The organism is Achromobacter sp. ACM02 (assembly GCF_014851605.1).
Lineage (GTDB): Bacteria > Pseudomonadota > Gammaproteobacteria > Burkholderiales > Burkholderiaceae_B > Achromobacter > Achromobacter aegrifaciens.
Map to the genome: position 1 here is coordinate 66,295 of NZ_JACUZY010000001.1, position 18,165 is coordinate 84,459.

The window sequence follows — 18,165 nt, forward strand, 5'->3', positions numbered from 1 at the left end:
TTACAATGGGCGCACTTTCGGAGGTATCACCATGTCGGTCACAACCGATATCAAAATACGCCCCCTGGAGCGTGGCGACCTGCACTTCGTGCACAAGATCAACAATAACGACGTCATCATGCGTTATTGGTTCGAAGAGCCTTACGAGGCCTACGACGAACTGGTCGCCCTGTATGACCGCCACTTGCACGACCAGAACGAGCGGCGCTTCATCATCGAGCACGACACCGGGCAGCCCGCCGGCCTGGTCGAGCTGGTGGAAATCGACTACATCCACCGCCGCGCCGAATTCCAGATCATCATCGCGCCCAGCTATCAGGGCCGGGGCTACGCCAAGGCGGCGACGCGCATCGCTGTGGGCTATGCCTTTCGCGTGCTGAACCTGCACAAGGTCTATCTGGTGGTGGACAAGGACAACACCGCCGCCGTGCACATCTATGAGCGCTGCGGCTTCCAGATCGAAGGACTGTTGAAGGAAGAGTTCTTTTCCAACGGCGGCTATCGCGACGCCTACCGCATGGCGCTGCTGCAGCACGACCATCTGCGCGACGTGGGGCCTGGCGCGCCGGACGCGCCGGTGCTGCGCGACTGGCCGCAGGAAGAGCAGGCGGGCTGAGGCCTGCTTTTCCCGGCGGCCATGCAATGCATGCGCCACCGGGAATCGGACTGCTCCGCGTCAGTGTGCCGCAGGCGCCGCCCGCAACAGCCGCAGGCCGTTCGCCACCACCAGCAGGCTCGCGCCCACGTCGGCGAACACCGCCATCCACAGCGTGGCGTTGCCGGTCATGGCCAGGGCCAGGAACACGGCCTTGATGCCCAGCGCCAGCGCGATGTTCTGCACCAGCACGCGATGCGTGGCGTGGGACAGACGCAGGAAAGTGCCGATCTTGCGCAGGTCGTCGTCCATCAGGGCCACGTCCGCCGTTTCGATGGCGGTGCCGGTGCCCGCCGCGCCCATGGCGAAGCCGATGTCGGCGCGCGCCAGGGCGGGGGCGTCGTTGATGCCGTCGCCCACCATGCCGACGCGACCGCCAGACGCCAGCTTGCTTTCGATGGCGGCCAGCTTGTCTTCGGGCAACTGATCGCCGCGCGCTTCGTCGATGCCGACTTGTTGCGCGATGGCTTGCGCGGTGGGCGTGTTGTCGCCCGTCAGCATCAGGGTGCGTACGCCCAGGGCGTGCAGGTCCGTGATGGCGGCGGCGCTGGTCGGCTTGACCGTGTCGGCCACGGCGGCTACGGCCAGCACGCGGTTGCCGTCGGTCAGCGCGATGGCGCTCTTGCCCTGGCGTTCCAGTTCGTCCAGGCGCGCTTCCAGCTTGGGGCTGGAGACGCCCAGTTCGCGCATCAGACGGCGGTTGCCCAGCTGGAAGGTCACGCCGTCCAGCGTGGCGCTGACGCCGCGGCCGGGCAGGGCGGTGAAGTCCTGCACGTCCAGCAAGGCCGTGCCGGCGTCGCGCGCGGCATTGGCCACGGCCAGCGATACCGGGTGGTCGGAGCGGGCGGCCAGGCTGGCGGCGACCAGCGCGGCCGGCTGGCGGCTTTGGTCGGACACGTCCCAATCCTGGATGTCGGTCTGCACCGGCTTGCCGTGGGTCAGGGTGCCGGTCTTGTCCAGCGCCAGCCATTTCAGGTTGCGGCCTTCTTCGAGGTACATGCCGCCCTTGACCAGGATGCCGCGGCGCGAGGCCGCGGTCAGGCCGCTGACGATGCTGACCGGCGTGGAAATGACCAGCGCGCAGGGGCAGGCGATGATCAGCAGCGCCAGGGCGCGGTAGATGGCGTCGAACCAGGGCTGGTTCCAGAACAGCGGCGGCAGCACCGCCACCAGCACCGCGATGCCCACCACGGCCGGCGTATAGATGCGCGAGAAGCGGTCGATGAAGCGCTGGGTCGGCGCGCGCGCGCCTTGCGCCTGTTCGACGGCGTGGATGATGCGCGCCAGCGTAGTGTTGCCGGCGGCCGCGGTGACGCGGTATTCGAAGGAGCCGGCCGCGTTCACGGTGGCCGCGTAGACCGGGTCGTCCTGCGTCTTTTCCACGGGCAGGCTTTCGCCGGTGATGGGGGACTGGTCCACCGCCGAGCTGCCGCTGACGATGATGCCGTCGGCGGCGATGCGTTCGCCCGGGCGTACCCGCACGATATCGCCCACCTGCAATCTGGCGGCGGGCACTTCGAGCCAGTCGCCATTGGCCTGGCGCACGGTCGCCGTTTCCGGCGCCAGGTCGAGCAGGCCACGGATGGCGTTGCGCGCCCGGTCCAGGGAGCGGGCTTCGATCAGTTCGGCCACGTTGAACAGGAACATCACCATCGCCGCTTCGGGCCATTGGCCGATCAGCACGGCGCCGGTGACGGCGATGCTCATCAGGGCATTGATGTTGAGGTTGCCGTTGCGTACGGCGATCCAGCCCTTCCGGTAGGTGCTGATGCCGCAGGCCAGGATGGCGGCCACGGCCAGGGCTGCGGTGACGCCCAGCGGCCAGCCGGCGAAATGCGACAGTTCCGACAGCGCGGCCAGGACGCCGGAGCCGCCGATCAGCCACCAGTTCACCGGTTTGGCGGCAGGGGCTGGCGTGCCGGGAGCGTTGTCGGCCAGGGGCTCGGGCGTCATGTCCAGCGACTTGATGGCGGCCATGACACGGTCCAGCGCGCCTTCGGCGTGCACCACGGTCAGCACGCGCTGCATCAGGTTGAAGTCCAGCGCGTGGACGTCGGCCATGTTGTCGAGCTTTTTGCGGATCAGCGTTTCCTCGGTGGGGCAGTCCATCTGGCCGATGCGCAGGCGCGCCAGCGACTGGCCCGGGCCCGCGGTAAGCGTGGCCGCGCCGGCGCCCGAGACGGTGAAGGGCTGGCCATCGCCATGGCCGCAGCAGGCGTCGCCGCCGTGGTCGTGCTTGTGGCTGCGATCGTGCTTGTGATCGTGCGCGTGGTCATGGCCGGCATGGTCGTGGCTGTGATCGTGGCCCGCGTGGCTGTGATCCGCGTGATCATGGCCCGCATGATCGTGTCCGGCCTGGGCCTGGGCGTTCTTGGCGGGCGCGTCGCAGCCGTCGTGCGCGCAGCAGGCGCCGCCTTGCCCGGCGGGCATATGTTCGTGTTTTTTGACCGGAGGTAAAGACATCGTCCTCTGCCTTGAAATAAGCTGGTGACGCTATTCCACACCTTGGAGTTACTATAGGGTCAACCCCCTATATCAATCGGATGCGATCCGGGAGGCAGCGATGCGTATCGGCGAATTGGCCACGGCGGCCGGAACCACGGTCGAGACCGTCAGGTATTACGAGAAAGAAGGGCTGTTGCCGGCCCCGGAAAGGGGACTGAACAACTACCGCAGCTACGGCCAGCCCCATCTGGAGCGGCTGCGCCTGATCCGCAACTGCCGCGCGCTGGACATGACGCAGGACGAGATCCGCGCCATCCTGTCGCTGGCGGATAACCACCAGAGCGGTTGCGGCCCCATCAACGAACTGTTCGACGAGCACATCTCCCACGTGGATGAACGCATCGCCGAACTGACCCAGCTCAAGACCCAGCTCACGGAATTGCGCCAGCGCTGCCTGTCGGCCCGGCCCGACACGGAAGACTGCGGCATCCTGCATGGCCTGAGCGAAATGCAGGTCGAAGAGCGCCAGGAACGCCACACGCACCTGGGCTGACAGCGGCCCTGGACAGGGCGGCATCCCGGAGCACGGGCCTGATGGCCTAGGGAAAACCCGCCGCGCAAAAAGCGCGGCGGCGTCTTGTTGCGTCCAAAATCAGCATGTAAGATGTCCAACATCCAACAAATAATGACAAGGCAGCCGCGGTCGACGATAGGCGGCGCCATACAGAGAGGCAGACAAGCATGGATTCCAAGCCCTTGGGCCGATTCACCGTCCTGGACCTGACGCGAGTGCGCTCGGGTCCCGCCGCCGTGCGCCAGTTCGCGGACTGGGGCGCCACCGTCATCAAGATCGAAGAGCCGGGCGACGAGCAGGACGACAAGCCGGGCGGCTCCGCCCAGTTCGCGGACTACCAGAACACCCACCGCAACAAGCGCAGCGTCACGCTGAACCTGAAGCATCCGCAGGGCCGGGCGCTGTTCCTGGACCTGGTGCGCCAGGCTGACGTGGTGGTGGAAAACTATCGGCCCAACGTCAAGTTCAAGCTGGGCATCGACTACGAGACGCTGCGCCAGGTGAACCCGCGCATCGTCTACGCCAGCGTGTCCGGCTTCGGCCAGGACGGCCCCTACGCCGGACGCCCGGGGCTGGACCAGATCGCGCAGGGCATAGGCGGGCTGATGTCGGTGACGGGCGAACCCGGCCGCGGCCCCATGCGGGCGGGGATTCCGGTGGCGGACCTGACCTCCGGCCTGTTCTGCGCCATCGGCATCTTCATCGCGCTACTGGAGCGCGAGGTGTCGGGGCAAGGGCAGTGGGTGCAGACATCGCTGTTGCAATCGCAGGTCTGGATGATGGATTTCCAGGCGATGCGCTGGCTGATGAACGGCGAGGTGCCTGGCCAGAGCGGCAACGACCATCCCACCAGCAGCCCGACCGGCGTGTTCCCCACCAGCGACGGCTATATGAACATCGCCGCCATGGGCAACGACATCTATGCGCGCCTGTGCCGCGTGCTGGAATTGCCGGAACTGATCGAGGACGAGCGCTTCCTGACGGTACCGCTGCGGGCGCGCAACCGACCCGCGCTGAACGCGGCCATCGGCGCGCGCACCGCGACCCGGCCCACCGCCGAATGGATAGCGCTGATGAACAAGGAAGGCGTGCCTTGCGGTCCGATCCTGGGCATGGACCAGACATTCGAGGATCCGCAGGTGCGCCACCTGGGGCTCAGCCGCGAGATCCGCCATCCCGCGCTGGGGCCGATTTCGGTGGTGGGGCAGCCCATGATCCTGAGCCGTTCCACCACCGGGGAAATGGCGCCCGCGCCCGAACGCGGCCAGCACAACGGCGACGTCTATGGCGGCATGCTGGGATTGGCGCCTGCCGACTTGCAGCAGCTGGCCCGCGAAGGCGTCATTTAAGGGATACGTCCAGGCACCGAGCATAAAATCGCCGCCAAGGCCGCCCGCGTATCCGGCGGCCCAGACGGAGACAGCCCAGACATGAACGCACCATCCACCGCCGCCGCCGACCAGGTCTTTTCCAGCCTGGGACGCCCCGACAACCTGCCGGACGAGATCGCTTCGCAGATCCGCCAGAAGATCGTGGCGCGCGAATTCGAGCCCGGCCAGCGCCTGCCCACCGAGTTCGAACTGGCGCAGATGTTCGCCGTCAGCCGCAATGTGGTGCGCGAGGCGATCGCGAGGCTGAAGCTGTCGGGGTATGTGGATACGCGGCGCGGCGTGGGGTCCTTCGTGGCGCAGGACGTGGGCACGCGCAATTTCGAAATCGCGCCGGAAGACCTGCTGCAGCCCGAGCCGCTGGCGCACATCTTCCAGCTGCGGGTGGAACTGGAATCCGGCGCGGCCGCGCAGGCGGCCCTGCACCGTACCCCCGAACAGATCGAAACCCTGCGCCAGGCCCTGCAACGGGTCGACGCGGCAGGCAATGACTGGCAGGCCGGCGCCGACCACGCGCTGGACTTCCACATGGCCGTGGGCGAGGCCACCAACAACCCTTATTTCGTGCGCCTGTTGGCGCACCTGCGCCACGTGTTCCGCGGCGCCGTGCGCACGCTGCGCTACACCAGCGCCGGCACCGAGCGCGTGCCGGAAATCGAACGCGAACATCACCGCATCTTCGATGCCATCGTCGCCGGCGACAGCGAGGCAGCGCGCCTTGCCATGCGCGTCCACCTGACCAACGGCATACAACGGCACCAGACAGTCATACAAGGAAAGCAACCGTGACCATACAACGCATCCTGCAGGGCGACATTACCGACAACATCGTGGCCGAGAAGCGTGGCGCGATAGGTTGGCTGACTTTCAACGATCCGCAGCGGCACAACGCCGTATCGTTCGCCATGTGGGAAGCGGTGCCGGTAGTGCTGGAAGCCTTTCGCCAGGACCCGGAGATCCGGGCGGTGGTGCTGCAGGGCGCGGGCGGCAAGGCCTTCGTCAGCGGCGCCAATATCTCGCAGTTCGACAAGCTGCGCAGCGGCGAAGACGCGGTGGTGGAGTACGAGCGCGTGGCCGAAACCGCGCAACTGGCGCTGTACGACTACGACAAGCCCACGATCGCGTACATCCAGGGCTATTGCATCGGCGGCGGCCTGAACATCGCCCTGTGCTGCGACAGCCGCATCGCTTCCGACAACAGCAGCTTCGCGATTCCCGCAGGCAAGCTGGGCCTGGGCTACCGCCTGACCGCGATCCGCAACCTGGTGACGGCGGTCGGCCCGGCCAACGCGCTGGAAATCTTCCTGACGGCGGCGCGCTATGACGCCCGCGAAGCCAAGGAGCTGGGCCTGATCCGCAGGGTCGCGCCGGTGGACGAACTGCCGCAGGTGCTGGAAACCATGCTGGCCCAGATCCAGGCCAACGCCCCGCTGACGCTGCGCGCCGGCAAGAAGATGATCCGACAGCTTCAGCAGCTGGGACCGGAGGTCGACGTGGAAGGCATGCGCCGTCTGGTGCTGGAGTGTTTCGAAAGCAATGACTACCGCGAAGGCCGCAAGGCGTTCGCGGAAAAGAGAGCGCCGGTGTTCACCGGTACCTGATCTCCGGCCGCGGGCCGGATTCCCTACGCGGCTTTCAGGTCCGCGCCGTCACCGGCGCGGACCGGGGAGGCTTGCGTCCTGAATCCGCCGCGGACCGGATCAACCCGGCCACCGATCCCACCGGGGACGGCCTGGCCATAGATCGCGCAGCAGAAGCGCGGCGACGAGGAGACAGACATGAAAGCGGTTTATCTGAGGGCAGGCCTGGCTGGCCTGGCGACGTGGCTGTGCGCGGCGCCGCTGCACGCGCAGGGGGCGTACCCAAGCCAGCCGGTGCGCATCGTGGTGGGCTACGCCGCCGGCGGCACCACGGACATCCTGGCCCGGGCGCTGGGCGAGCAGTTGAGCAAGGAGCTCAAGCAGCCCGTCATCATCGAGAACAAGGCTGGCGCCGCCGGCAACATCGCCGCGGCCTCCGTGCAGCAGGCCGCGCCGGATGGCTACACCTTGTTCATGGCGACCGTGTCCAGCCATGGCATCAATCCGGTCGTGTACAAGAAATCGCTGGGCTACGACCCGGTGGGCGGCTTCACGCCGGTCAGCATGATCGCGTCCATCCCGCTGGTGCTGGTGGCCAATCCCAAGCTGCCCGTGGCGTCGGTGGCCGACCTGGTCAAGCTGGCGCGCGAGAAACCGGGCGACCTGAACTATTCCTCCAGCGGCAATGGCTCGCCAGTGCACGTGGCCGGCGCCATGTTCGCCTCGGAGGCCAAGGTGCAGATCCAGCACGTGCCGTACCGCGGCGGGTCGCTGGCCAATTCCTCGGTCATGAGCGGCGAAACCCAGTTCAGCTTCGCCACCTTGCCGGCAGCCTTGCCGCAGGTTCGCGCGGGCGCGCTGCGCGCCCTGGCCGTGACCACCCGCGACCGTTCGGCCGAACTGCCCGACGTGCCCACGGTGGCGGAGGACCCGATGTTCAAGGGCTACGAGATCAACACCTGGAATGCGTTGATGGCGCCCAAGGGCACGCCCGATGCGGTGGTGGCGGTGCTGAACCAGGCGGTGGCGCGCTCGCTGGCCGTGCCGGCCTTGCAGACCCGCTTCAAGGGCGAGGGCGCCACGCCCGGCGCCAGCAGCCCGGCCGAGCTGGGCCAGTTCGTCAACGCGGAGCTGACGCGCTGGGCGGGGGTCATCAAAGAGGTCGGCATCCAGATCGAATGACCTCTGGCGGTCCGGGGGGATGACGGCCTGGGGCGGCGGAGTGGCGTAATATGAATTGTGTTTCTTTCTCATTGACGCCCGATCCGATGACCACGACCCAGACCGCCACCCCGCTGCACGCCCTGAATACCCGCCGTTCCTTCAAGTTCCTCCGCGCCCCGGCGCCCAAGCCCGAGGAACTCGAACAGATCCTGCAGGCGGCGATGTCGGCGCCCGACCATGGCGCCTTGCGCCCGTGGCGTTTCGTGGTGATCCAGGGCGAGGCCATCGGCAAGCTGGCCGATCTGGCGTTGGACGCCGTCAAGCGCAGCGGCGATCCGCGCATGACGCCGGAAAAGGAAAAGTCGGTGCGCGAATGGATGGCCGGCGTGCCTCTCTTCGTCGCGGTGGCGCAGAAGATTGCGCACGACAACACCAAGATCCCGGAGCAGGAACAACTGCTGGCCACCGGCGCCGCCACCATGAACCTCCTGAACGCCGTGCACATGCTGGGCTACGGCGCGTTCTGGAGCACCGGCATCGGCACCTACGTCGAAGACGTGCAGAACGCGCTGGGCCTGGACGCGCTGGACTACCGTTTCCTGGGCTTTCTGGCCATCGGCACCCCGGCTTGCGCCGTACCGCCGGCCAACCGCCCGGACTACCGCGAATTCGTCACGGAGTGGACCGGTCCGGTCTGAGTCTGCCGCCCTGGATGAAGCAAACCGGCCCATGGCCGGTTTTTTTATGGCATCTCCGGCTTAGCGCCGGCCCGGGATCGGCCGGAATGCGGCGCGCACGAGCTTCTCCAGGCCCCAGCCCGCGAAGTAGAAGAGGGCCAGCGTGGGCAGCCCGATCAGCAGATAGCCGCCGACCCAGGACAGGTCTCCCAGCAGGCGGTCCAGGTTCAGTTCATGCAGCAGCGCCAGTTGCGGCGCCAGCGGCAACTGCAGCAGCACGAAACGCCCCTTGTCATCGCCGTCGGCCGAGAGCGCGCCGGCAACGCAGAGGATGACGATGGCGAGGTACAGCGCGGCGAAGACGATGCCGGTCCAGCTGAACCATCTTGAGGCTGTCGATCCGGGCACGTGGCTTTCCAGGGAATCAGGGACGGCAAGTATAGAGCGCTCCAAGCCTGGGATGGAGCAGGCGGGGCGCATGCCGCGCTTGCGTGGCGGGGAATAAATAACAATAATTCTTATTTTTATTGACCCGCTACCGCGCCTTCCCCCATGTCCCATTCTGCGCAGCCGACGCAGCCTACCGCCGCCCAGCTGTACGAGGCCCATCATCCATGGTTGCAGGAATGGCTGCGCCGCCGGCTGGGCTGCCGCCACGATGCGGCCGACCTGGCGCACGACACCTTCGTGCGGGTGCTGACCGGCAGTCGGGCCGAGGTCATCCGGGAACCGCGCGCCTTCCTGACCACGCTGGCACAGCGCACGCTGTACACCTTCTGGCGTCGCCGCGAACTCGAGCGGGCCTATCTCGACAGCCTTGAACTGCTGCCGCAGGCTCATGCGCCCAGCGAGGAACAACGCGCGCTGGCGGTCGAGGCCCTGATGCAGATAGACCGCGCCCTGCAACGCCTGCCGGCGCGCACGCGCCAGGTCTTTCTGCTGAACCAGCTGGAAGAACTCACGTATCCGCAGATCGCCGAGCGCCTTGGCGTGTCGGGCATCACCGTCAGGCGCTGCATGAAACAGGCCGTCACGCTCTGCGTCGCGGCGCGCCTGGCGGCATGAGCGGGCCCACGCTGCCGGCGGACCTGGAGGCCGCGGTCGACTGGATGGTGCTGTTGTCGTCGGGCGTGGCTGGCGACGCCGACCGTGCCGGCTTTGACGCCTGGCGCCGCGCCGACCCGCGCCACGCAGCCGCCTGGGAGACGGTCGCCGCGGCGTTGAAGAACACGTTCGCGCCGTTACCCGACGGGGTCCCGGCGCGCGCCGCAGGAGCCGCCCTGGCTACCGCGCCGGCGCGGCGTCGGGCCTTGCGCAACGCATTGGGGCTGGCATTGGCGGCCGGGGGCCTGGTTGTCCTGGTCGACCGGCAGACGCCATTGCGCACGTTGGCCGCCGATCTGCATAGCGGCACCGCCGAGCGCAGCACGCACACATTGCCGGACGGCAGCCTGCTGACCCTGAACGCCCGCTCCGCGGTGGACCTGGAATTTGGCGGCCGCGCCCGCGTGCTGCGGCTGCGGGCCGGCGCGGTGTACGTGCGGGTGGCGGCCGATGCTGCACGGCCGTTCATCGTCGCCAGTCCCGATGGCGAGGTGCAAGCCCTGGGCACGGTGTTCGGGGTGGCGCGCGATGAGCGGGGCAGCATCGCCAGCGTGATTGAACACAGTGTCGAAGTGCGCGCGGCCGGCCAGCGGCGGGTCCTGGCGGCGGGCGAGGGCGCGCGTTTCGGCGCGGATGGCGTCGGCGCGCCGGACGCCGCGCTGGCCGAGGCTGCAGCCTGGCGGGACGGCATGCTGGTGGTGCGCGACCGGTCGCTGGGCGAGGTAGTGTCGGCCTTGCGGCCGTACCGGCGCGGTTTCCTGCGTATCACGCCCGAAGCCGCCCGGCTGCGGGTGCTGGGGGCCTTTCCCCTGGACGACACCGATCAGGTGCTGGAGTCCTTGCGCCAGACCTTGCCGATCGAGGTGCGCGCGCTGACCGGCTGGCTGGTCAGCATCGACCTGCGCAGCCCGTCAGTCGAAAAAAAATGATCGCTTGCGCCGGGTCCGCTGGACATACCTCCTGAAGCACACACTTGCAGCAGGAGATTCCATGTTCCCCGTTCGTTCCGCGCCGCGCCTGGCGGCCGCGTTCCTCATTGCCCTGGCGGTGCCGGCCGGCACCGCCCAGGCGCAATCCAGCACCCAGGCGGGCGCATCCGCCGCGCTGCGCTACGACCTGCCGGCTGCGCCGCTGGCCGACACCTTGACCCGCATCGCGCGCCAGAGCGGCCGTGCCGTGTCGGTCGAGCCGGCGTTGGTGGCGGGTCGCCAGGCCCCCGCCGTGGTCGGCGTCTACACCGCCGAACAGGCCTTGCGGCTGGCTCTGATGGGTAGCGGGCTGGAGCTGCGGATCACCGCCAACGGCACCTTCAGCGCGCAACCCCTGCCGCAGGGCGGCGCGGCCATGCTGGAGCCCGTGCGCGTGACCGCCGCGGCCGAATCGCCCACCGGCCACGTCGACGGTTACGTGGCCCTGCGCAGCATGGCCGGCGCCAAGACCGACACGCCGCTGATCGAGACGCCGCAATCGGTGTCGGTGGTCACCAGCGACCAGATCCGCGTCGTCAAGGCCGCCAGCGTCGCCGACGCGCTGGGCTACACGCCGGGTGTGGCGGCCCAGTCGCCGGCTTTCAGCCGCATGGTGGACGACCTGATGTTGCGCGGCTTCAACGTGGCCACCGGCAATTCGGGCCTGCTGCGCGACGGACTCAAGCTGCAGTCCAACGTCTACGATGGCGGCCAGGAACCCTATGGACTGGAACGTGTCGAGGTGTTGCGCGGCGCGGCCTCGGTGCTGTATGGCCAGCTCACGCCGGGCGGGGTGGTCAACACCGTCAGCAAACGCCCGACCACCGAGCCCCTGCGCGAACTGAATCTTGAGACCGGCAGCTACGCCCGCAGGCAGGTGTCGGGCGATTTCGCTGGCGCGCTGACGGAAGATGGCACCTGGTCCTATCGCCTGACCGGCCTGGCGCGCAACGCCGACAATTGGGTCGATCACGTGCCCGACGATCGCACCTACCTGGCGCCGGCCCTGAGCTGGCGGCCCAACGCGGCGACCTCGCTGACGCTGCTGGCCAGCTACCAGCGCATCCGCACGCGTTTCGCGGCTCCGATGCCGGCGGCCAACACCTTGAACGGCCAGATCCCGCGCGACCTGTTCATCGGAGAACCGGACTTCGATCGCTATGACACTGACACCTACACCGCCGGCTACGTGTTCGAGCACGCCTTCAACGAGCGCGTCAAGCTGCGCCAGAGCGCGCGCTACTTCACCGCTTACGGCGAGTGGGACTATCTGTCGTTCGGTGGCCTGCAACCCAATGGCACGACGCTGCGGCGCGGGGTTGTGAGCCGAACCGAGAATTCGTATGGCATCGCCGCCGACACCTCGCTGGAATTCAAGCTGGAGGGGGGCGGGCTGCAGCACACGGTGTTGGCAGGCCTGGACTATTACCGCAGCAACTACGACACCAGCCGCCACTCGGGCACGGTGGCGCCGTTGGGCGACATCTATCATCCCGTCTATGGCGCGGTGCCGGTGGTGAACACCGCGCGCGACAACGGCTTCGTGACGCGCTCGAACGGCATCGGCTTCTACCTGCAGGACCAGATCAAGATCCATGACCAGTGGGTGGTGGTGCTGGGCGGGCGCCAGGACTGGGCCGATACGGACCAGCGCAGCCATGCCAGCGGCGCCGCCACCCGGCAGCGGGACACGGCCACCACCGGGCGGGTCGGCCTGGTGTACCTCGCGCCGGCGGGCCTGGCGCCTTATGTGAGCGTGAGCCAGTCTTTCGCGCCCACCGTGGGCATGGACCGCGCCGATAATGCCTTCAAGCCGACCAAGGGCGTGCAGTACGAATTGGGTCTGCGCTACGAGCCGCCTGGCAGCGACATGCTATACAGCGCTGCCGTCTATGACCTGACGCAGACCAACGCCCTGACCGCCGATCCGGTGGATCCGACCTATTCGGTGCAGACCGGCAAGGCGCGCTCGCGCGGCCTGGAACTGGAGGCCAAGGCGCGGCTGGGGGCGCTGAACCTGACCGCGAGCTATGCCTACACCGATGCGCGCACCATCCGCAGCACCTTGCCCGAACTGGTCGGCCAGCGCACCACGCTGGTGCCGCTGCATAGCGCTGCGGTGTGGGCCGACTACAACCTGACGGCGGCGGGCGTGCCCGGGCTGACCCTGGGCGCCGGCGTGCGCTACGCCAGTTCGACCAATCTGCCGGGCTATCCCGCGGAGGTGCCGGGCCAGTTCCTGGTGGACGCGATGGCCGCGTACGACTTCGGCGCGGTCTCGCCCCAGTTCAGCGGCCTGTCCTTGACCGTGAACGCGCGCAACCTGTTCAACCGTGGTTACCTGTCATGCGCCGGCGCCACCGGTTGCCGCTACGGCGATCCGCGCACGCTCTACGCGACTCTCAGCTACCGCTGGTAGCGAGGCCCGGCGCGGCCCCTGTCTCGGGGCTGCGCCCTGTGCTACTCTGGCTGCCGGTCGTGCATGTTCATCCCTTTGCACCGGCCGACGATGGCAATGTCCGAGGTCACCCCCTTGGGCAGTGTCTTGGTAAGAAGAATGCGCATGACACGATCAAGCGTGGAGACAATACATGAGCCAATATGGGCCGTTGAAGTTGCACGTCCCGGAGCCTACAGGGCGCCCGGGTTGCAAGACCGATTTTTCCTACCTGCACCTGTCGCCGCCCGGCGATGTGCCCAAACCCCCCATTGATGTTGCCGCGGTCGATACCGGCGGACTGGCATACAGCCTGGTCCGGGTGATCGCGGACGACGGCAGCGCCGTCGGACCGTGGGCGCCGGAACTCAGCCACGAGCAGCTGCGCGCGGGCATGCGCAACATGCTGAAGACGCGTCTGTTCGATGCGCGCATGCTGACCGCCCAGCGCAAGAAGAAGATCTCGTTCTACATGCAGAGCCTGGGCGAAGAGGCCATCGGCACGGCCCACGCCATGGCGCTGGAGCAGGGCGACATGTGCTTCCCGACCTACCGCCAGCAAAGCATCCTGCTGGCGCGCGACGCGTCGCTGGTCACCATGATGTGCCAGTTGATGTCCAACGAACGCGATCCGCTCAAGGGCCGCCAATTGCCGGTCATGTACTCCGACCGCGAACGGGGCTTTTTCAGCATCTCGGGCAACCTGGCCACGCAATTCATCCAGGCGGTGGGCTGGGGCATGGCCTCGGCCATCAAGGGTGACACCCGCATCGCCTCCGGCTGGATCGGCGACGGCGCCACCGCCGAGGCCGACTTCCACACCGCGCTGACCTTCGCCCACGTCTACCGCGCGCCGGTCATCCTGAATGTGGTCAACAACCAGTGGGCCATCTCCACCTTCCAGGCGATCGCCGGCGGCGAGGGCGCGACCTTCGCGGGCCGCGGCGTGGGCTGCGGCATCGCCTCGTTGCGGGTGGACGGGAACGATTTCCTGGCGGTCTACTCCGCCTCGCGCTGGGCCGCCGAACGCGCCCGCAGCAATCTGGGACCGACCCTGATCGAATGGGTGACCTACCGCGCCGGGCCGCACTCCACGTCCGACGATCCCTCCAAGTACCGCCCCGGCGACGACTGGAGCCACTTCCCGCTGGGCGATCCGATCGCGCGCTTCAAGAAGCACCTGATCTCGCTGGGCATCTGGTCCGACGAAGAGCATGAAGCCGTCAAGGCCGAGCTCGACGCCGAGATCCTGGCGGCGCAGAAGGAAGCGGAAAGCTACGGCACCCTGGTGGACGGCCACGTTCCCAGCGCCGCCAGCATCTTTGAAGACGTGTACAAGGACATGCCGGAGCATCTGCGCCGGCAGCGTCAGCAGCTCGGAGTCTGATCATGGCTATCGATAACAACGCTGGTCCGGCCTCTGCGCCGATGACCATGATCCAGGCTTTGCGCTCGGCCATGGATGTGATGCTGGAGCGCGACAACAACGTGGTGGTGTTCGGGCAGGACGTCGGCTATTTCGGCGGCGTGTTCCGCTGCACCGAAGGCCTGCAGACCAAGTACGGCAGCTCGCGCGTGTTCGACACGCCCATCTCCGAAGGCGGCATCGTCGGCGTGGCGGTGGGCATGGGCGCCTACGGCCTGCGTCCCGTCTGCGAGATCCAGTTCGCCGATTATTTCTATCCCGCTTCGGACCAGATCGTGTCCGAGGCCGCGCGCCTGCGCTACCGCTCGGTCAACGAATTCGTCGCGCCCATGACCATCCGCATGCCTTGCGGCGGCGGCATCTACGGCGGCCAGACGCACAGCCAGAGCCCCGAGGCCATGTTCACGCAGGTCTGCGGGCTGCGCACGGTGATGCCGTCCAACCCGTACGACGCCAAGGGCCTGCTGATCGCGGCCATCGAGAACGACGACCCGGTCATCTTCCTGGAGCCCAAGCGGCTCTACAACGGCCCGTTCGACGGCCACCATGACCGGCCCGTCACGCCCTGGACCGGACGGCCGGGCAGCGTGGTGCCCACCGGCTACTACACCGTGCCGCTGGATACGGCAGCCATCGTGCGCCCCGGCAACGCGCTGACCGTGCTGACCTACGGCACCACCGTGCACGTGTCGCTGACGGCCGCCGAGGAAACCGGCATCGACGCCGAGATCATCGACCTGCGCAGCCTGTGGCCGCTGGACCTGGACGCCATCGTCAACTCGGTCAAGAAGACCGGCCGCTGCGTGGTGGTGCACGAAGCCACGCGCACCTGCGGCTTCGGCGCCGAGCTGATTTCGCTGGTGCAGGAACACTGCTTCCATCATCTGGAGGCGCCCGTGGAGCGCGTGACCGGCTGGGATACGCCGTATCCCCACGCGCAGGAATGGGCGTACTTCCCCGGCCCGCGCCGGGTCGGCGAAGCGTTCAAGCGCGCGATGGAGGGTTGAGAGATGGGTATTCATGTCATCAAGATGCCCGACATCGGCGAAGGCATCGCGGAAGTGGAACTGGTCGCCTGGCACGTGAAGATCGGCGACATGGTGGCCGAGGACCAGCCGCTGGCCGACGTCATGACGGACAAGGCCACGGTCGAGATTCCCGCGCCGGTGGTCGGCCGCGTGGTCGCGCTGGGCGGGGACGTGGGCCAGGTCATGGCGGTGGGCGGTGAACTGATCCGCCTGGAGGTCGAAGGCGAGGGCAACCTGAAGCCGGGCGCCGATGCGCCGCCGGCCAAGGCGGCTGCGGCTCCCGCTGCGGCACAGCCTGCCGCCGCAGCGTCTGCGCCGCAGCCTGCGCCAGCGCCGAAGGCTGAGGCTGCCGCACCCGCGAAACCGGCCGCGCCGCCCGCTGCGCCGGCCAAGCCCGCGCGCCAGGCGTCCGCCGCCGTCGCGCGCCAGCCCGGCGACAAACCGCTGGCCTCGCCGGCGGTGCGCAAGCGCGCCTGGGACCTGGGCATCGAACTGCGCTACGTGCACGGCAGCGGCCCGGCAGGCCGGATCCTGCACGAAGACCTGGACGCCTATCTGCAAGGCCAGGGCGGGGGCGCTCAAGCCCGCGGCGGCGTGGCCTACGCCGAGCGTAACGACGAGGAAAACGTGCCGGTCATCGGCCTGCGCCGCAAGATCGCGCAGAAGATGGCCGAGTCCAAGCGCCGCATTCCGCACTTCAGCTACGTCGAGGAAATCGACGTGACCGAGCTGGAAGAGCTGCGCGCCAGCCTCAACCAGAAGTGGGGCGCGACGCGCGGCAAGCTCACGCTGTTGCCGCTGCTGGCGCGCGCCATGGTGGTGGCGCTGCGCGATTTCCCGCAGATCAACGCGCGCTACGACGATGAGGGCGGCGTGGTCACGCGCTACGGCGCGGTCCACATCGGCATCGCCACGCAAAGCGACGGCGGCCTGATGGTGCCGGTCATGCGCCACGCCGAGGCGCGCGACCTCTGGTCCATGGCGGCCGAGATCGTCCGCCTGGCCGAGGCGGTGCGCACGGGCAGCGCCAGCCGCGACGAGCTGTCGGGGTCGACCATCACCATTACCAGCCTGGGGCCTTTGGGCGGCATCGTCACCACGCCGGTGATCAACCATCCCGAGGTCGGCATCGTGGGCGTGAACCGCATCGTCGAGCGGCCCGCCATCCGCAATGGCGCCGTGGTGGCGCGCAAGCTGATGAACCTGTCGTCGTCCTTCGACCACCGCGTGGTGGACGGCATGGACGCGGCGCGCTTCATCCAGGCGGTGCGCGCGCTGCTGGAGCAACCCGCGCTGCTTTTCGTGGAGTAAGCATGAGCCAGATCACTAAGACTACGACTTTGCTGGTGATCGGCGGCGGCCCTGGCGGCTACGTCGCCGCCATCCGCGCCGGCCAGTTGGGCGTGCCGACCATTCTGGTCGAAGGCGCCCAGCTGGGCGGCACCTGCCTGAACATCGGCTGCATCCCCTCCAAGGCGCTGATCCACGCGGCCGAGGAATTCGACAAGGCGCGCCACTACGCGGGCAAGTCGGCGCTGGGTATTTCCGTGTCGGCGCCCGCCATCGACCTGGCCCAGACCGTGGCCTGGAAGGACGGCATCGTCGGCAAGCTGACCGGCGGCGTTGCTGCGTTGTTGAAGAAGAACGGCGTGGAAGTGGTGCGCGGCTGGGCCCGGCTGCTGGACGGCAAGACCGTGGAAGTGGATGGCGGCGAGTCCGGCGCCATCCGCATCCAGTGCGAGCATCTGCTGCTGGCGGCGGGCTCCGAACCGACGCCGCTGCCGTCCATGCCGTTCGGCGGCATGGTGGTGTCGTCCACCGAAGCCTTGTCGCCTTCCAGCATTCCCAAGCAATTGGTGGTGGTGGGCGGCGGCTACATCGGCCTGGAACTCGGCACCGTGTACCGCAAGCTGGGCGCCGAGGTGGCCGTGGTGGAAGCGCAGGACCGCATCCTGCCAACCTACGACGCCGAACTCACCAAGCCGGTGGCCGCCGCCTTGGCGAAAATGGGCGTGGAGCTGCATCTGGGCCGCAAGGTGCTGGGCCTGAATGGCGCCGGCAACGCGGTGCGCGTGCAGGACGCGGCGGGCGTCGAAACCCTGCTGCCGGCAGACCGCGTGCTGATCGCGGTAGGACGGCGTCCGCGCACGCAGGACTGGGGGCTGGAAAGCCTGCAGCTCGACCGCAAGGGCAACGCGCTGCGCATCGACGACCAGTGCCGCACCTCCATGCGCGACGTCTGGGCCATCGGCGACATCGCCGGCGAACCCATGCTGGCGCACCGCGCCATGGCGCAGGGCGAGATGGTGGCCGAGCTGGTTTCGGGCAAGCGCCGCCACTTCCTGCCTGCCTCGATCCCGGCGGTCTGCTTCACCGACCCCGAGGTCGTGGTCGCGGGCCTGTCGCCTGCCGAGGCGGAAAGCGCGGGACTGGACTGCCTGACGGCTTCCTTCCCCTTTGCCGCCAACGGACGTTCGATGACGCTGGAATCCACCGACGGCTTCGTGCGCGTGGTCGCGCGCCGCGACAACCACCTGATCGTGGGCTGGCAGGCGGTGGGGCGCGGCGTGTCGGAGCTGTCGACGGCCTTCGGCCAGTCGCTGGAAATGGGCGCCACGCTGGAAGACGTGGCGGGCACCATCCATGCGCATCCGACCCTGGGCGAAGCGGTGCAGGAAGCGGCGCTCAAGGCGCTGGGGCACGCGCTGCATATCTAGGA

At 68.1% G+C, this 18,165-nt stretch carries 16 protein-coding genes; 14 read left to right on the top strand and 2 right to left on the bottom strand.

All coding sequences use genetic code 11. The features are described from left to right. Positions 1-31 precede the first annotated feature (31 nt). A complete protein-coding gene (speG, locus tag IB258_RS00290; RefSeq protein ID WP_013393257.1) occupies positions 32-616 on the top strand; it encodes a spermidine N1-acetyltransferase in 585 nt (194 codons plus the stop codon). A 60-nt stretch (positions 617-676) separates the two neighbouring features. On the opposite strand, the gene IB258_RS00295 is transcribed toward speG, so the two are convergent. Then, a complete protein-coding gene (locus tag IB258_RS00295) occupies positions 677-3,085 on the bottom strand; it encodes a cation-translocating P-type ATPase (RefSeq protein ID WP_225590234.1) in 2,409 nt (802 codons plus the stop codon). 133 nt (positions 3,086-3,218) lie between these two features. Here IB258_RS00295 and cadR point away from each other — a divergent pair, with 133 nt between their 5' ends. The 6 genes from cadR to IB258_RS00325 all read left to right on the top strand — a co-directional run bounded on the left by cadR (position 3,219) and on the right by IB258_RS00325 (position 8,504). Then, positions 3,219-3,653, top strand: coding sequence for a Cd(II)/Pb(II)-responsive transcriptional regulator (gene cadR / locus IB258_RS00300; protein WP_054456564.1), 435 nt, complete (start codon positions 3,219-3,221; stop codon positions 3,651-3,653). Positions 3,654-3,841: 188 nt separating this feature from the next. Further along, positions 3,842-5,023, top strand: coding sequence for a CaiB/BaiF CoA-transferase family protein (locus IB258_RS00305; protein WP_054456565.1), 1,182 nt, complete (start codon positions 3,842-3,844; stop codon positions 5,021-5,023). Positions 5,024-5,104: 81 nt separating this feature from the next. Next, on the top strand, positions 5,105-5,851 hold the full coding sequence (locus IB258_RS00310; RefSeq protein ID WP_054456566.1) for a FadR/GntR family transcriptional regulator: 747 nt from the start codon (positions 5,105-5,107) through the stop codon (positions 5,849-5,851). Then, entirely contained in the window at positions 5,848-6,663 is an 816-nt protein-coding gene (locus IB258_RS00315; RefSeq protein WP_192351968.1) for an enoyl-CoA hydratase, read from the top strand. Before IB258_RS00310 ends, IB258_RS00315 begins: the two co-directional genes overlap by 4 nt. A gap of 177 nt (positions 6,664-6,840) precedes the next feature. After that, positions 6,841-7,824, top strand: a complete 984-nt coding sequence (locus IB258_RS00320; RefSeq protein ID WP_125472185.1) for a tripartite tricarboxylate transporter substrate binding protein — start codon at positions 6,841-6,843, stop codon at positions 7,822-7,824. Positions 7,825-7,910: 86 nt separating this feature from the next. After that, entirely contained in the window at positions 7,911-8,504 is a 594-nt protein-coding gene (locus IB258_RS00325; RefSeq protein ID WP_041653427.1) for a nitroreductase, read from the top strand. 60 nt (positions 8,505-8,564) lie between these two features. Here the strand turns inward: IB258_RS00325 and IB258_RS00330 are convergent, their stop codons facing one another. Beyond that, positions 8,565-8,891, bottom strand: a complete 327-nt coding sequence (locus IB258_RS00330; protein ID WP_119449127.1) for a hypothetical protein — start codon at positions 8,889-8,891, stop codon at positions 8,565-8,567. 144 nt (positions 8,892-9,035) lie between these two features. On the opposite strand from IB258_RS00330, the gene IB258_RS00335 reads away from it, so the two are divergent. The 7 genes from IB258_RS00335 (at position 9,036) to lpdA (ending at position 18,163) form a co-directional block, all read left to right on the top strand. Beyond that, a complete protein-coding gene (locus IB258_RS00335) occupies positions 9,036-9,548 on the top strand; it encodes a sigma-70 family RNA polymerase sigma factor (RefSeq protein ID WP_175162625.1) in 513 nt (170 codons plus the stop codon). Next, positions 9,545-10,516, top strand: a complete 972-nt coding sequence (locus IB258_RS00340) for a FecR domain-containing protein (RefSeq protein ID WP_192351969.1) — start codon at positions 9,545-9,547, stop codon at positions 10,514-10,516. Before IB258_RS00335 ends, IB258_RS00340 begins: the two co-directional genes overlap by 4 nt. Positions 10,517-10,577: 61 nt before the next feature. Then, on the top strand, positions 10,578-12,974 hold the full coding sequence (locus IB258_RS00345; RefSeq protein ID WP_192351970.1) for a TonB-dependent siderophore receptor: 2,397 nt from the start codon (positions 10,578-10,580) through the stop codon (positions 12,972-12,974). Between the two features lie 172 nt (positions 12,975-13,146). Then, entirely contained in the window at positions 13,147-14,379 is a 1,233-nt protein-coding gene (locus tag IB258_RS00350; RefSeq protein ID WP_054456572.1) for a 3-methyl-2-oxobutanoate dehydrogenase (2-methylpropanoyl-transferring) subunit alpha, read from the top strand. A 2-nt stretch (positions 14,380-14,381) separates the two neighbouring features. Continuing rightward, positions 14,382-15,425 (top strand): alpha-ketoacid dehydrogenase subunit beta, encoded by a 1,044-nt coding sequence (locus IB258_RS00355; RefSeq protein WP_054456573.1) that lies wholly within the window; start codon positions 14,382-14,384, stop codon positions 15,423-15,425. A 3-nt stretch (positions 15,426-15,428) separates the two neighbouring features. Continuing rightward, on the top strand, positions 15,429-16,757 hold the full coding sequence (locus tag IB258_RS00360) for a dihydrolipoamide acetyltransferase family protein (RefSeq protein WP_192351971.1): 1,329 nt from the start codon (positions 15,429-15,431) through the stop codon (positions 16,755-16,757). Between the two features lie 2 nt (positions 16,758-16,759). Continuing rightward, the gene (gene lpdA, locus IB258_RS00365; protein ID WP_054456575.1) at positions 16,760-18,163 is read left to right on the top strand and encodes a dihydrolipoyl dehydrogenase; all 1,404 of its coding nucleotides are present in this window, start codon (positions 16,760-16,762) and stop codon (positions 18,161-18,163) included. The last annotated feature ends 2 nt before the right edge of the window (positions 18,164-18,165 follow it).

What these genes read in the sequence shown, in the direction of transcription:
- IB258_RS00350 (WP_054456572.1), top strand. Translation starts at nt 13,147, where the DNA reads ATGAGCCAATATGGGCCGTTGAAGTTGCACGTCCCGGAGCCTACAGGG.
- IB258_RS00310 (WP_054456566.1), top strand. Translation starts at nt 5,105, where the DNA reads ATGAACGCACCATCCACCGCCGCCGCCGACCAGGTCTTTTCCAGCCTG.
- IB258_RS00340 (WP_192351969.1), top strand. Translation starts at nt 9,545, where the DNA reads ATGAGCGGGCCCACGCTGCCGGCGGACCTGGAGGCCGCGGTCGACTGG.
- IB258_RS00345 (WP_192351970.1), top strand. Translation starts at nt 10,578, where the DNA reads ATGTTCCCCGTTCGTTCCGCGCCGCGCCTGGCGGCCGCGTTCCTCATT.
- IB258_RS00360 (WP_192351971.1), top strand. Translation starts at nt 15,429, where the DNA reads ATGGGTATTCATGTCATCAAGATGCCCGACATCGGCGAAGGCATCGCG.
- IB258_RS00320 (WP_125472185.1), top strand. Translation starts at nt 6,841, where the DNA reads ATGAAAGCGGTTTATCTGAGGGCAGGCCTGGCTGGCCTGGCGACGTGG.
- IB258_RS00295 (WP_225590234.1), bottom strand. Translation starts at nt 3,085, where the DNA reads ATGCCCGCCGGGCAAGGCGGCGCCTGCTGCGCGCACGACGGCTGCGAC.
- lpdA (WP_054456575.1), top strand. Translation starts at nt 16,760, where the DNA reads ATGAGCCAGATCACTAAGACTACGACTTTGCTGGTGATCGGCGGCGGC.
- cadR (WP_054456564.1), top strand. Translation starts at nt 3,219, where the DNA reads ATGCGTATCGGCGAATTGGCCACGGCGGCCGGAACCACGGTCGAGACC.
- IB258_RS00325 (WP_041653427.1), top strand. Translation starts at nt 7,911, where the DNA reads ATGACCACGACCCAGACCGCCACCCCGCTGCACGCCCTGAATACCCGC.
- IB258_RS00355 (WP_054456573.1), top strand. Translation starts at nt 14,382, where the DNA reads ATGGCTATCGATAACAACGCTGGTCCGGCCTCTGCGCCGATGACCATG.
- IB258_RS00305 (WP_054456565.1), top strand. Translation starts at nt 3,842, where the DNA reads ATGGATTCCAAGCCCTTGGGCCGATTCACCGTCCTGGACCTGACGCGA.
- speG (WP_013393257.1), top strand. Translation starts at nt 32, where the DNA reads ATGTCGGTCACAACCGATATCAAAATACGCCCCCTGGAGCGTGGCGAC.
- IB258_RS00335 (WP_175162625.1), top strand. Translation starts at nt 9,036, where the DNA reads ATGTCCCATTCTGCGCAGCCGACGCAGCCTACCGCCGCCCAGCTGTAC.